The following is a 14087-nucleotide window of genomic DNA, read 5'->3' as shown; positions in this document are numbered from 1 at the left end:
GGACATAGCTGTGACGAACTACACCGAATCGAGGGTCACAGCGTGATCTTCAAAGGTGTTCGCGACGGAAAGCCGTACCCCGAGCACGGCCTGTCGCTGCGGGACTGGTCCAAGATTCCTCCCCGCCAACTCCGCCTCGACGACATAGTCACCACCACGAAGGTTCTCGAACTCGACCGCCTTCTGTCCGAGGACTCGACCTTCTACGGCGATCTGTTTCCGCACGCCGTCCACTATCGCGGGGTCGTCTACCTCGAAGATGGCCTGCACAGAGCTGTGCGAGCGGCCCTGCGCAACAGGACGGTCCTACATGCCCGCGTGTTCGACTACGACGCACTGAGTGCGTGAGTTTCCAGAATTCGAATTTCCAGTGTTCGTCTCGTGGGTGATCGAACGCCCGATCACGCAGCGATAGCGCGGACGACCGCGTCGGCCAGCAGCCGGCCGTGGTCGGTGAGGACGTAACGATCGTGCTCGACAACCATCAGGCCGTCGACCACCAACTGATCAGCCGCCGCGCGCTCGGAATCAGCAAGCACATCGGCAGGCAGTCCCGTACGTAGACGGATCTTCAACATCAGCTCTTCCAGGTGAATGTCCGCACTCGTTAGCAGTTCACTGCCTGCGACGGGGAACTCACCTGCTGCCAACCGGTCCGCGTATCGAGCGGGGTGCTTGATGTTCCAGAACCTGGTTCCACCGATGTGACTGTGTGCCCCAGGACCGGCTCCCCACCAGTCTCCGCCATCCCAGTAGCCGACATTGTGCTTGCATTCGGCAGCGTCATCGGACGCCCAGTTGGACACTTCGTACCAGTGCAGTCCAGCACCGGACAACACCGAGTCGATCCGCTCGTACCGGCTGGCCAGCACGTCGTCGTCGGGAGCCGGTAGCTCGCCGCGTCGAACCTTGCGCGCCATGGCCGTGCCGTCCTCGACGATCAACGCATAGGCCGACACATGATCGACGCCCGCCTCGAGAACTGCAGCAAGGGAGGCGTCGAGATCCTCCGCGCGTTCACCGGGGGTCCCGTAGATGAGGTCGAGGTTGACATGGTCGAAGCCCGCTGCCCGGGCCTCTTTCGCCGCCGCAACAGCGCGTCCGGGTGTATGCGTTCGATCGAGCACCGCGAGAACGTGAGGGGCGGCCGACTGCATGCCGAGCGAGATCCGGGTGAAGCCCGCTGCACGCAGTTTTTCGAAGAATGTCGGCGACGTCGACTCGGGATTGGACTCCGTCGTCACCTCGGCGCCCGTCGTCAGCCCGAAGCTGCCACGAACGGCGTTCAGCACATCGGTGAGGCCGTCCCCACCCAGCAGCGAGGGTGTGCCCCCGCCGACGAACACTGTGTCGGCGGTTGGCACCGATCCTGCGCGATCGTTCATGAGCGCGGCGGCGGCATCGAGTTCACGGCGCAATCCGGTCAGCCACGATTCCGGCGACGCGGACGTTCCGAGCTCCCCAGCGGTGTAGGTGTTGAAATCGCAGTAGCCGCATCGTGTCGCACAGAAGGGCACGTGCACGTAGATCCCGAACGGCCGCGAACCGACGCCGTCGAACGCCGCATCTGGCAGTTCGAGTGAGACTGCGGGCGAGGCGGAAAGGTTCACGCTCTCCAGTGTCCCAGAACCTGAAGAGTCGCCTCACCACACGGACAGCGTCCCGAGGTCCAGGCTCTCTGCCAGCCTATTTACCGAGAAATTCGGGTAAATAGGTCGCCGCGGTCGGCACTTGCCGTATGACGTGGCACAATAGGGTCCGTGAACGACTCTGGGATCCGATTGGTGGCACGACGCCACGTCGATCTCAAGCGTGTCTGCAGTTCTTCGTGTCGATGCCGTAAGAGTGTGTAGCTGAGTTCTGCGTCTCCTACGACACGCACGCTCATCCCCGCTCGGAATTCGAACTGAGCACGTTTCTTCTCACAAAGCCCCCCGATCCAACCGAACGCGTGTGCAAGCGGTGAGTTTCAGCCCCCACCCTTTCACCGTCCGGCAGAGAAAAGATGCAGGAGCCTTTGATGTCGTCGACAACCGACGCGACAACCGATGCGACAGGCGCGAAATCGCCTGAAGTTGCACCCAGAGAGCGCACCGCACGGCCCACCAAGCGCCGCGCCGAAGGTCAGTGGGCCCTCGGATACCGCGAACCCCTCAACGCCAACGAGCAGGCGAAGAAGGACGACAACCCGCTGAACGTGCGGGCGCGCATCGAGAACATCTACTCCAAGCAGGGGTTCGACAGCATCGACAAGAGCGACCTGCGTGGACGCTTCCGTTGGTGGGGCCTCTACACCCAGCGTGAGGAGGGATACAACGCCACTTTCACCGGTGACGAGAACCTCGACCTCCTCGAAGCCAAGTACTTCATGATGCGAGTGCGTTGCGACGGAGGCTCTCTCAACCTCGAGCAGTTACGGACCATCGCCGGCATCTCGCAGGAGTTCGGCCGCAACACCGCCGACCTGTCCGACCGCGAGAACGTCCAGTTCCACTGGATCGAGGTCGAGAACGTACCGGAGATCTGGAAGCGCCTCGAGGCTGTCGGCCTGAAGACCACCGAAGCCTGTGGCGACTGCCCCCGCGTGGTTCTCGGCTCTCCCCTGGCCGGCGAATCCCTCGACGAGGTACTCGATCCCACCCCCGCTATCGACGAGATCGTGCGCCGCTACATCGGCGACCCTCGTTACTCGAACCTGCCCCGCAAGTTCAAGACTGCGATCTCCGGCCAGCAGGACGTAGTCCACGAGATCAACGACGTCGCGTTCATCGGCGTGAACCACCCGGAACACGGTCCCGGACTTGATCTCTGGGTCGGCGGCGGCTTGTCCACCAACCCGATGCTCGCTCAGCGCGTCGGCGCCTGGATTCCGCTCGACGAGGTTCCCGACGTCTGGGAAGGTGTTGTCTCGATCTTCCGTGATTACGGCTACCGCCGTCTGCGCGCCAAGGCCAGGCTCAAGTTTCTCATCAAGGACTGGGGAATCGAAAAGTTCCGCGAAGTCCTCGAGACCGAATACTTGAAGCGTCCCCTCATCGACGGCCCGGCACCCGAGAAGCCGACGCGGCCCATCGACCACGTCGGTATCCAGAAGACCCAGAACGGATTCAACGCAGTCGGTTTCGCTCCGATCGCGGGCCGCGTTTCGGGGACCATTCTCGCTCGGGTTGCCGACGCCGCCGAGAAGGCCGGCAGTGACCGAATCCGCTTCACGCCCTTCCAGAAGCTGATCATCCTCGACGTGGCCGAAGAAACTCTCGAGCCGCTGATCGCCGACCTCGACGCTCTGGGCCTCCCTGCTCGGCCGTCGCACTGGCGCAAGAACCTGATGGCCTGCTCCGGAATCGAGTTCTGCAAGCTGTCGTTCGCCGAAACACGCAAGCGCTCACAGGTTCTCGTGCCCGAACTCGAAGAGCGTCTGGCAGACATCAACGCCCAGCTCGACGTACCGATCACGATCAACATCAACGGTTGCCCCAACTCCTGTGCCCGCTCGCAGGTCGCGGACATCGGATTCAAGGGCCAACTGGTCGACGACGGTGAAGGAAATCAGGTCGAAGGCTTCCAGGTGCACCTGGGCGGCAGCCTCGGCTTCGACACTGCCTTCGGCCGAAAGTTACGCCAGCACAAGGTCACGAGCGTCGAGATGGGTGATTACATCGATCGCGTCGTACGGCAGTTCGTGAAGAACCGCAACGAGGGCGAACGTTTCGCCGAATGGGCAGTGCGAGCAGATGAGGCGGATATGCGATGACCACTCGGATGAACCTCTCGGTCGAGGAGTTGAAGGCGATTGCCGAGCGCGGCGCTCGCGAACTCGACGGAGCCGACGCTCACGAATTGCTTGCATGGACCGAACGCGAATTCGGCACCGACTATATCGTGGCGTCGAACATGCAGGATGCAGTCCTGGTACACCTTGCCGCCCAGGTACATCCGGGCATCGACGTCCTGTTCCTCGAAACCGGTTATCACTTCGCCGAAACCATCGGCACCCGCGACGCGGTGGAAGCCGTCTACGGCGTCAAGATCGTCAATGCCCGAGCCGAACTGACTGTGCCACAACAAGATGCGCTGGAAGGCAAAGATCTTTTCGCTCGCGAGCCGAATCGATGCTGTGCCATGCGTAAGGTTGCTCCGCTGAAGAAGGAGCTTGCAAACTACAGCGCCTGGGTTACCGGCATCCGTCGAGTCGAATCCCCTACCCGTGCCAATGCGCCTCTCATTTCCTTCGACGAAGGCTTCGGCCTGGTGAAGATCAATCCGATCGCAGCCTGGTCGGACGAGGACATGCAGAACTACATCGACGAGCACTCCATACTCGTCAATCCGCTTGTCGACGAAGGCTATCCATCGATCGGGTGCGCCCCCTGCACCATCAAGCCCGCCCCCGGCGCCGATCCGCGTAGCGGACGGTGGGCCGGTAAGGCCAAAACCGAATGTGGGTTGCACGCATCATGACACTGGACACGACGGCTGTAGAAGCCACGCGCACACTGCTCGACAGCGATCGATTCGACACACTCGACGCGCTCGAGTCCGAGGCGATCCATATTTTCCGTGAGGTAGCAGGCGAGTTCGAGCGCCCGGTCATTCTCTTCTCCGGCGGCAAGGACTCCACCGTTCTGCTGCATTTGGCGATCAAGGCCTTCTGGCCTGCGCCGCTTCCGTTCTCGCTGCTGCACGTCGACACCGGCCACAACTTGCAGGAAGTATTGGACTTTCGCGACTACGTAGTCGCCAAGTACAACCTCCGCCTGCACATCGCCAGCGTCGAGGACTACATCGCCGACGGCCGTCTCACCGAGCGTCCCGACGGCATTCGCAACCCACTTCAGACCGTTCCGTTGCTGGACTCGATCTCGGAGAACCGTTTCGATGCCATCTTCGGTGGTGCACGCCGCGACGAGGAGCGTGCTCGCGCCAAGGAGCGCATCTTCTCCCTTCGCAACGCATTCGGGCAGTGGGATCCGAAGAAGCAGCGTCCGGAATTGTGGAACCTCTACAACGGTAAGCATTCGCCGGGTGAGCAAGTTCGAGTGTTCCCGTTGAGCAACTTCACCGAACTCGACATCTGGCGTTACATCGCCCGGGAAGACGTCGAATTGGCGTCCATCTACTACGCCCACCAGCGCCCGGTGTACCAGCGCGACGGAATGTGGATGACTCCCGGTGTGTGGGGCGGCCCGAGCGAATCCGAGGAGCTGCAGACTCTGTCGGTTCGGTACCGGACCGTGGGCGATGGATCCACCACTGGCGCAGTTCTCTCCGATGCCGCGGACAACGACGCGATTCTTGCCGAGGTCGCGGCATCTCGGCTCACCGAACGTGGTGCCACTCGCGGAGACGATCGTGTTTCCGAGGCTGCCATGGAAGACCGCAAGCGCGAAGGATACTTCTGATGAGCAACTCTCGTTCCGATTCCGCAGCCCCCACTTCCGGTACACAGCTTCTACGGCTTGCCACCGCCGGGAGCGTCGACGACGGTAAGTCCACCCTGGTCGGGCGCCTGCTCTACGACACGAAATCTGTTCTCGCCGACCAGATCGATGCCGTCACACGCGCATCGGTCGACCGTGGACTGAGTACGCCGGACCTGTCACTGCTGGTCGACGGCCTGCGTGCCGAGCGCGAGCAGGGCATCACGATCGACGTTGCCTACCGGTACTTCGCGACACCCGCGCGTTCGTTCGTTCTCGCCGACACACCCGGCCACGTTCAGTACACCCGTAACACCGTCTCCGGTGCGTCCACGGCTCAGCTCGTCATACTTCTCGTCGACGCACGCAAGGGTGTCATCACGCAAACACGTAGGCATGCAGCAGTTCTCGCACTACTCGGGGTACCAAAGCTGGTCTTGGCAGTCAACAAGATCGACCTCGTCGAGAATCCGGAGCAAGTCTTCGCGGACATCTCCGAAGAATTCAACTCTCTGACGAGTTCACTTGGCTGGGCTACCGAGGATGTCACCGAGATTCCGGTGTCCGCCCTGCATGGTGACAATGTGGCGGTGCGCTCGACCAAGACCCCGTACTACGACGGCCCGACGCTGATAGAGCATCTCGAGTCCGTCCCGGTGGACGCAGAACCTCATCGAGTGGGACTGAGGTTCCCCGTGCAGTACGTAATCCGTCCGCGCACAGCCGAATTCCCGGACTATCGCGGCTACGCCGGCCAAGTTGCAGCGGGAACGGTGTCCCCCGGCGACGAAGTCGTCGTGTTGCCCTCGGGAGTACGCACGACCGTCGAGCGCATCGACACAGCCGATGGCGAACTCGGATCGGCCCATGCCGGCCGTAGCGTCACGTTGATTCTCGCCGACGACGTCGATGTTTCTCGAGGTGACACCATCGCTTCCCCGCAGGATGCGCCGGAGGCCCTCGGTGAATTCGACGCCACTGTGTGCTGGCTCGCCGAGAAGCCCCTGCGTCCAGGTGCGCGCCTGCTACTCAAGCACGGAACGCGTACCACGCAGGCCATCGTCGGCTCGCTGGTCGAGCGGTTCGACGAGCAGAAATTGATGTCCGAGCCGTCACCGGAATCGCTGGAGCTCAACGACATCGGTCGAATCTCGGTTCGGGTGGCCGAGCCGATCGTGGCGGACGACTACCGGGTCAACCGACACACCGGCAGCTTTCTGCTGATCGACCCGAACGGTGGAAACACCCTTGCTGCCGGTCTGGTCGGCGACGCGTTGTCCGCTGTCGAGCTCGGGACGCCGATACCGGCGTGAGCGTGCTGATTGCTACCGCTCACGGCAGCCGCGACCCACGCTCGGCTCGCACGGTGCACGCGGTTGTCGATCGGATCCGAATTCGGCGCCCGGATGTGGATGTGCGAGTGGCGTTTCTGGACCTGACGGAGCCGCACGTCGATCGAGTGATCGACGATGTCGCTCTCGAGGGTGCAGACTCGGCAGTCGTCGTTCCGCTGCTGCTCGGCAGCGCGTTTCATGCGAGAGTGGACTTGCCGACGATGCTCGAAGCGGCACGGCTGCGTAACCCAGGATTGTCACTGGTGCAGGCCGACGTACTGGGCGAGGATCAGCGGTTGTTCGATGCCGTTCGCTCACGCATATTCGACGCCGGCGTCGACGTCGACGACCCCGATGTCGGTGTCCTTCTTGCCGCCGTCGGATCCTCGGACGACGCCGCCAACGAACGCACTCGTGCCATTGCTCGACACGTTCTCACGAGCACGCGTTGGTGCGAGGCCGTGACATGCTTTGCGACCGTGCCGAATCCGGGCCCTGCCGAGGCTCTCCAGCTCCTGCACAACGCGGGTGCGAGGAAGATTGTGCTCGCGCAGTGGTTCCTTGCACCGGGGTTGCTGACCGACCGGGTATCCGCAGTTGTGGACGAATCAGGTTTCGACGTCGTCCGAGCGGACGTCATCGGTGCGCATTCGTCGGTGGCCGAGGTGGTGTCCCATCGTTACGACTGCGCTCTGACGCACATCGTCACTGCAGACAACGATCACCTCAATAGGTAGATCCGGCGGCCGGCGCCATCGTGCCCTTGGAATTGAGGATCTTCGGGATCCGTGTGGCGCGTACGTACACCGTCTCTCCGGCGTTGAGCTGGAGTGCTTCACTGTCGCCGCGCGTGATCTGCGCGGTGAAGGGTTCTCCGGTTGCCGCATTCTTCAGTTCGACCTTCACCTCGAATCCGAGACGTACGACGCGTTCGACGATGGCGCGAGTCACGCCCGCTGATTCGGCTGTGCCGTTCTCCTGCGCCAGCGACATGCTCGGATCCCGACCGACGCGAATGTCGTGCGGTCGGACCAGTAGTCCGTTGAGCTTTGCGACCTGCCCGAGGAAGGACATCACGAAGTCGTTCTCGGGACGATCGTAAAGGTCCTCGGGCGTACCGACCTGCTCGATGCGCCCCTTGTTGAGCACCGCGATCCGGTCAGCGACGTCGAGTGCCTCTTCCTGATCATGTGTCACCAATACCGTCGTGACGTGAACCTCGTCGTGCAATCGACGTAGCCAGGTCCGAAGATCCTCACGGACCTTCGCGTCGAGGGCGCCGAACGGCTCGTCGAGCAGCAGCACTTGTGGGTCGACCGCGAGCGCGCGTGCGAGTGCCATCCGCTGCCGTTGGCCGCCCGAGAGCTGCGCCGGGAACCTCGTCTGGAAGCCGGCGAGGCCGACGATCTCGAGGAGTTCGTCCACCTTCCGCTTGATTTCCGGTTTCGGTCGCTTCCTGATTTTCAGTCCGAAGGCGACGTTGTCGCGAACGCTGAGGTGTTTGAAGGCTGCATAGTGCTGGAACACGAATCCGATCTCACGACGCTGTGGGCTCACCCACGTCACGTCCTGGCCGGCCAGGACCACCTGACCGGAGTCGAGTTGCTCGAGGCCCGCAATCGACCTCAGCAAGGTCGACTTACCAGAGCCACTGGGCCCGAGCAACGCCGTCAGTGAGCCCTTGGGGATGTCGATGCTGACGTTGTCGAGTGCGGCGAAGTCGCCGTATTTCTTGTTGGCGCCGACAACGGAGATCTCGATCTCGTTGTTTTTCGATGTGGTCATTACTTCGTCCTCTTTTTGTCGAGGGCAGTCATCAGCAGCAATACGATGACGGCAATTGCCATGAGCAGCGTGGATGCGGCATATGCACCCGCTTGGTTGAAGTCCTCGTATCGTGAATTCACCAACAGCGTCAGTGTCTGCGAGATGCCTGGCAAGTTGGTCGACACCATGATCACGGCGCCGAACTCACCGAGCGAACGCGCAACGGTCAGGACGATTCCGTACGTCAGGCCCCAGCGAATGGCAGGAAGTGTGATCCTCCAGAAGGTCTGCATCGAGGAAGCCCCCAACGTCGATGCAGCTTCTTCCTGCTCTTCTCCGATTTCGTAGAGCACTGGCTCCACTTCGCGCACCACGAAGGGCAGCGTCACGAAGATCGTCGCTATCACCATGCCTGGCAGAGCGAAGATGATTTTGAAGCCGAGACTCTCGATGCCACCGAACCAACCGTTGGCACCCCACAGCAGAATGAGCGCGACGCCGGTGACGATGGGCGACACCGCAAACGGAAGGTCCACGATGGCCTCGAGGACACCCCTTCCACGGAATCGCCCACGCACGAGTGCAAGGGCTGTGATGACTCCGAACACGACGTTGATCGGAACGACGATCGCGACGATCAGCAACGACAGTTGCAGTGCCGACTGCGCGGCCGGCGTCGTTATCAGTCCCCAGAACTCGGCGATCCCATTTTCGAAAGTTCGATAGAGGATGGCGCCGAGCGGAAACAACACCAGTGCAGCGAGATAGAACAACGCAACGACCCGCAGCGAGAGTTTGACCGGGAGTCCGAGCTTCATCGGATCTGTTCCTCTCTTCGAGCGAGTCGACTTCCCACGATGCGAAGAACGAACAGGACGACGAACGCCAACGCGAGCAAGACGACCGAGATCGCTGCTGCGTCGACCTGATGGTCGTACTCGATCAGTTCACGGATGTACTGGGATGCGATCTGCGTTTGCCCTGGGATGTTGCCGCCGATGAGAACAACCGATCCGAATTCGCCGATAGCCCTTGCGAAGGCCAGCCCTGCGCCGCTCAGAACTGCGGGCATCAGCACCGGAAGCACGATGCGCCGGAAGATGGTCCAGTTGCCTGCGCCCAGTGACGCCGCCGCTTCTTCCACCTCTTTGTCGACCTCGATGAGTACCGGTTGTACTGCGCGCACAACGAACGGCAATGTGACGAACAACAACGCAACGACGACAGCGGGCTTGGTGGCATTGAAGACCAGGCCGATAGGGCTGGTCGGGCCGTAGAGCGAGAGCAACACCAGGCTCGCCACGATCGTCGGCAATGCGAACGGCAGGTCGATCACCGCATTGACGAATCGTTTGCCCGGGAACTCGTCCCGAACGAGCACCCACGCAATCAGCGTGCCGAGGAAGAGGTTGACGAGCGCAGTGGCAGCCGACACTTCCAGCGTCACCTTGAATGTCGCGATCGCACGCGGCTGTGTCACCGCATCCCAGAAACCGGCTGCCCCATTGTCGAACGACTTGACCAACAACGCCGCGAGCGGCAACAGCACGATGATGCTCAACCACAACACCGCCACTCCGAGGCCGAGCGGACCGACGGATCCGGGACCGCGGAACTTACGCCCCTTACGCGGAGACGCGCGCCATGACCGTGACTCGGCCTCGATAGTGGTCGACATGGTTCCTACTTGGTGTTTTCGCTGTAGATGGTCGTGATCGCACCGCTGTCACCGAACAGATCGGCGTCGACCTGACTCCAACCACCGAGATCGTCGATAGTCCGCAGCTTCTCCGGGGTGAAGAACTTGTCCGAGTACTCGGCTGCAACGTCCGGGTCGACGGGTCGGAATCCTGCCTCCGCCCAGATCTTCTGTCCTTCGTCGGTATAGATGTAATCGTTGAGAGCATTGGCCAATTCCAGCTGGCCGCTGGTGTTCACCACAGCAACAGGATTTTCGATACGGAAGGTATCTGCCACATCGATGTGCTCGACCTTCTCGCCCTGCTCTTCGATGAGGAGTGCCTCGTTCTCGTAGCTGATCAGCACGTCGCCCTGCCCCTGCAGGAACGCCTCGGTTGCCGCACGACCCGACTCCGGTTGTACCGGAAAGTGTCCCGACACGAGCTTCTGAACGTAATCGAGACCTGCCTGCCGATCCTGACCGCCGTTGCTCTTTGCCGCGTACGGCGCCAGCAGATTCCACTTGGCCGAACCCGAGCTCAGTGGGCTCGGACTGATGACCTGCACATCAGGGGCGAGCAGATCGTCCCACGTTCGAATATTCTTCGGGTTGCCCTCGCGGACGACCAAGGTGACGACTGATCCGAAAGGCACGCCGCCGTAAGCGTTCTGGTTCCAATCCTCATCGACCTTGCCCGCCTTGACCAACCGCTTCACATCCGGCTCGACGGAGAAGTTCACGATGTCAGCCGGGGCACCGTCGGCCACTTTGCGTGACTGGTTACCCGAGGCACCGTAGTCGGCGTTGATCGAACTGTCTTCGCCCGCTTCGCTTCCCGCGAATGCAAGCCCGATCGCATCCCAGCCGTTCTTCGGCACTGCGTAACCGACGAGGGTCAGCGCGGTGCCACCCGAGGATCCGCCCGAGTCACCGACGGCATCACTGGAGCCACCTCCGCAGGCGGAAAGAACGAGTGTTCCCACCGCAGCGAAGGTGGTGAGCAGGTAACGAGAGCTGTGTCTCATCGAGAAGGAGCCTTTCATCTGTTCAGTCCGTTCGAAGCCGATTCGCAGCTGTACGAGTGGACGGTGTGCGGGCACGCATGCGCGGAACGAGAGACCAGCGCAGCGAAAGGAAGAGGGATGGCCGGTCGAGTCGATCGACATCGGGCACCCACGTAGAACAAGCGGTGCAGGTAACGACAGATCGCAGCGAGCAAGCAGGCTACAACGCCTGACCGTCATGCGGCCGGAGCGCCACGAGGTCTATCGACAACAGTCGATATCGGCTACTGCGAGCATGCCGACCGCAATCAACGCCAATTCATGGCGGACTCGGTACTCGGCAGCGGCAGACACGGACAGAAATCTAGCAGAGGATCCTGGTGGACTCTAATTCCTCGATCGGTCCCCGCGGATATGCGTCGACTATCTGGTCAGAAACCAGGCGATCACGACGAGAACGAGCAGAGCGAACAGTGCTAGCGAGACCCTCGACCGTGGCATCAGTGGCCTTCCGTTTTCGACGTTTCTTGAAATGGGGCTTCCAGCTCGGACTGGGCGTGAGCATCTCGACCCAGCACTCGCAGCAGTACTGCAAGAACTCGGTCCAACAGGACCGCGAGCCCGGATGCAACGGGTACGACCACCAGCATCACTACGAGCGACTGTGGAATGAACGGGAGAGCGGTGATCCACAGTTCGATCCCGTCCCACCAGGTCGCTATTGCATCCACGCCGTTCACTCTATCGGTCCGCCACGCCGAGAAACCCCGGCGGTAGACGATGGCCGCACACACGGATGATGATGGGACCATGACGGCATTCGAGAACGAGTCGACAGTGGTCCCCGTAACCGACGATTCCGTCCTGGCAGCTGGGGTACCTGACGGCGACGAGCACCCTTCACAGGGCGCTCTGGCCAGTACCGAGGCCCCGGTTTCCAGCCTCACCTCGTACCGAAGCGCCTTCCCTCCGATCGACGATTATGCATTTCTCTCCGATTGCGAGACGACATGTCTCATGGCCAGGAACGGTTCGGTGGAGTGGATGTGTATCCCACGCCCCGACTCACCGAGCGTGTTCGGTGCGGTACTGGACCGTAGCGCCGGCCATTTTCGGGTCGGGCCGTACGGCCAGTCCGTCCCAGCTGCCCGACGCTACCTACCAGGCGGCTTGATCGTCGAGACAACGTGGCAGACCGAAACCGGTTGGCTCGTCGTACGCGATGCATTGGTAATGGGTCCGTGGCACAACACCGATCAGCGTTCCCGCTCACACAAGCGGGCGCCGTCCGATTGGGATGCCGAGCACATCCTTCTCCGCACGGTCAAATGTGTCAGCGGCACTGTCGAATTGGAGATGAGCTGCGAGCCGGCATTCGACTACCACCGTGCGCCTGCGCAGTGGGAGTACACCGGCAAGGTCTACGAGCAGGCAACAGCAACATGCCAAGCCAGTACCGACGGAGACCAGCCGACGCTGACTCTGACAACCAATCTTCGTATCGGCATCGAGGGCCGAGAAGCTCGTGCTCGTACCCGTATGGCCGAGGGCGACAACATCTTCGTGGCGCTCTCGTGGTCCCATCTGGCCGCCCCTACGACATTCGACGAGGCAGCGGAGAAGATGTGGCGAACCGCCGAGTGTTGGCGTCAGTGGATCACCATCGGACGATTCCCCGACCATCCGTGGCGCGGATACCTGCAGCGCAGTGCGCTCACCCTCAAAGGTCTCACCTATGCACCCACCGGAGCTCTATTGGCAGCATCGACTACCTCACTACCGGAAACCCCTGGCGGAGAGCGCAATTGGGACTACCGATACACCTGGGTACGCGACTCGACCTTCGCACTGTGGGGCCTCTACACACTCGGGCTCGACCGCGAAGCCAATGACTTCTTCTCGTTCATGGCCGATGTGTCCAGGGCCGAGAACGGCGATGCCAATCCGCTCCAAGTGATGTACGGCGTCGGCGGTGAGAAGACCCTCGAAGAAAGCGAGCTGCTCCACCTGTCCGGTTACGACGGCGCCCAACCCGTCCGCATCGGAAACGGCGCCTACAACCAGGAGCAGCACGATATCTGGGGAACGATGCTCGACTCGGTGTACCTGCACGTGAAGTCACGCGAACATGTGCCGGAGTTCTTGTGGCCCCTGCTCAAGCGACAGGTCGAGGAAGCGATCGCGAATTGGCGTAAACCCGACCGCGGAATCTGGGAGGTGCGTGGCGAACCGCAGCATTTCACCTCGTCCAAAATGATGTGCTGGGTAGCGCTCGACCGCGGTTCGAAGCTTGCCGAAATCCACGGCGAGAGCGGCTATGCCGCGCAATGGAACGAGATCGCCGACGAAATCAAAGCCGATATCCTCGAGCACGGCGTCGACTCTCGCGGGGTACTGACCCAGCGATACGGACACCCTTCTCTGGACGCGTCCTTGCTGCTGGCACCGTTGCTCAGATTCCTCCCACCCGACGACGAACGCATCAAGGCGACAGTGCTGGCCATTGCCGACGAGCTCACCGAGGACGGGTTGGTGCTTCGGTACCGCGTCGACACGACCGACGACGGTCTGGCGGGCGAGGAGGGCACCTTCACCATTTGTTCTTTCTGGCTGGTGTCGGCGCTCGTGGAGATCGGCCACCTACAACGTGCCAAGCACCTGTGCCAACGTTTGCTGGGATACGCGAGCCCCTTGAAGCTCTACGCCGAAGAACTCGATGCGAAGACCGGCCGGCACCTCGGCAACTTCCCGCAAGCCTTCACGCACCTCGCGCTCATCAATGCCGTTGTTCACGTCATTCGAGCGGAGGAAGCTCAGGCCACCGGACACTTCAAGCCTGCGCACGTCAACTAAAATTCCATCCGTGCCGTTCCCTCAGCGC

General features: G+C 61.7%; 14 protein-coding genes. 7 read left to right on the top strand and 7 right to left on the bottom strand.

The genetic code is table 11. The features are described 5' to 3' along the window. Positions 1 to 42: 42 nt before the first annotated feature. Positions 43 to 348, top strand: coding sequence for a type II toxin-antitoxin system VapB family antitoxin (locus ABIB36_RS13750; protein WP_084344746.1), 306 nt, complete (start codon positions 43 to 45; stop codon positions 346 to 348). 53 nt (positions 349 to 401) lie between these two features. Here the strand turns inward: ABIB36_RS13750 and hemW are convergent, their stop codons facing one another. Then, complete coding sequence (hemW, locus tag ABIB36_RS13745) at positions 402 to 1610, bottom strand: radical SAM family heme chaperone HemW (RefSeq protein WP_354561849.1); 1209 nt, start codon at positions 1608 to 1610, stop codon at positions 402 to 404. Positions 1611 to 2020: 410 nt separating this feature from the next. Here hemW and ABIB36_RS13740 point away from each other — a divergent pair, with 410 nt between their 5' ends. Genes ABIB36_RS13740 through ABIB36_RS13720 form a run of 5 tightly spaced genes read left to right on the top strand, consistent with a single transcriptional unit; the run spans position 2021 to position 7491 of the window. After that, positions 2021 to 3754, top strand: a complete 1734-nt coding sequence (locus ABIB36_RS13740; RefSeq protein ID WP_354561847.1) for a nitrite/sulfite reductase — start codon at positions 2021 to 2023, stop codon at positions 3752 to 3754. Continuing rightward, positions 3751 to 4461 (top strand): phosphoadenylyl-sulfate reductase, encoded by a 711-nt coding sequence (locus ABIB36_RS13735; protein WP_084344742.1) that lies wholly within the window; start codon positions 3751 to 3753, stop codon positions 4459 to 4461. The genes ABIB36_RS13740 and ABIB36_RS13735 overlap by 4 nt, the downstream gene beginning before the upstream one ends. Next, on the top strand, positions 4458 to 5402 hold the full coding sequence (cysD, locus tag ABIB36_RS13730) for a sulfate adenylyltransferase subunit CysD (protein WP_354561844.1): 945 nt from the start codon (positions 4458 to 4460) through the stop codon (positions 5400 to 5402). The genes ABIB36_RS13735 and cysD overlap by 4 nt, the downstream gene beginning before the upstream one ends. Beyond that, positions 5402 to 6733: a sulfate adenylyltransferase subunit 1 gene (locus ABIB36_RS13725; protein ID WP_084344738.1), complete on the top strand. Its 1332-nt coding sequence runs from the start codon at positions 5402 to 5404 to the stop codon at positions 6731 to 6733. Before cysD ends, ABIB36_RS13725 begins: the two co-directional genes overlap by 1 nt. Continuing rightward, positions 6730 to 7491: a sirohydrochlorin chelatase gene (locus tag ABIB36_RS13720; protein WP_354561841.1), complete on the top strand. Its 762-nt coding sequence runs from the start codon at positions 6730 to 6732 to the stop codon at positions 7489 to 7491. The genes ABIB36_RS13725 and ABIB36_RS13720 overlap by 4 nt, the downstream gene beginning before the upstream one ends. Here ABIB36_RS13720 and ABIB36_RS13715 read toward each other — a convergent pair. The 6 genes from ABIB36_RS13715 to ABIB36_RS13690 all read right to left on the bottom strand — a co-directional run bounded on the left by ABIB36_RS13715 (position 7481) and on the right by ABIB36_RS13690 (position 11937). Next, positions 7481 to 8539: a sulfate/molybdate ABC transporter ATP-binding protein gene (locus ABIB36_RS13715; protein ID WP_084344734.1), complete on the bottom strand. Its 1059-nt coding sequence runs from the start codon at positions 8537 to 8539 to the stop codon at positions 7481 to 7483. The genes ABIB36_RS13720 and ABIB36_RS13715 overlap by 11 nt on opposite strands. Next, positions 8539 to 9339, bottom strand: a complete 801-nt coding sequence (gene cysW, locus ABIB36_RS13710; protein ID WP_354561838.1) for a sulfate ABC transporter permease subunit CysW — start codon at positions 9337 to 9339, stop codon at positions 8539 to 8541. The genes ABIB36_RS13715 and cysW overlap by 1 nt, the downstream gene beginning before the upstream one ends. Continuing rightward, a complete protein-coding gene (gene cysT / locus ABIB36_RS13705) occupies positions 9336 to 10199 on the bottom strand; it encodes a sulfate ABC transporter permease subunit CysT (protein ID WP_084344730.1) in 864 nt (287 codons plus the stop codon). Before cysT ends, cysW begins: the two co-directional genes overlap by 4 nt. A gap of 5 nt (positions 10200 to 10204) precedes the next feature. After that, positions 10205 to 11227: a sulfate ABC transporter substrate-binding protein gene (locus ABIB36_RS13700; protein ID WP_354561835.1), complete on the bottom strand. Its 1023-nt coding sequence runs from the start codon at positions 11225 to 11227 to the stop codon at positions 10205 to 10207. Positions 11228 to 11467: 240 nt separating this feature from the next. Then, positions 11468 to 11560 carry an Ms4533A family Cys-rich leader peptide gene (locus ABIB36_RS13695; protein ID WP_354561833.1) on the bottom strand — a complete coding sequence of 31 codons (93 nt, stop codon included), beginning with the start codon at positions 11558 to 11560 and terminating at the stop codon, positions 11468 to 11470. A 146-nt stretch (positions 11561 to 11706) separates the two neighbouring features. Beyond that, positions 11707 to 11937, bottom strand: a complete 231-nt coding sequence (locus tag ABIB36_RS13690; protein ID WP_084344728.1) for a hypothetical protein — start codon at positions 11935 to 11937, stop codon at positions 11707 to 11709. 79 nt (positions 11938 to 12016) lie between these two features. Between ABIB36_RS13690 and ABIB36_RS13685 the strand changes: the two genes are divergently transcribed. Next, positions 12017 to 14059, top strand: coding sequence for a glycoside hydrolase family 15 protein (locus tag ABIB36_RS13685; RefSeq protein ID WP_084344860.1), 2043 nt, complete (start codon positions 12017 to 12019; stop codon positions 14057 to 14059). The last annotated feature ends 28 nt before the right edge of the window (positions 14060 to 14087 follow it).

Source organism: Rhodococcus sp. UYP9 (genome assembly GCF_040547235.1).
Lineage (GTDB): Bacteria > Actinomycetota > Actinomycetes > Mycobacteriales > Mycobacteriaceae > Rhodococcoides.
Note: the sequence above shows the minus strand (reverse complement) of the source record. Positions and strands in the feature narration are given on the sequence as shown.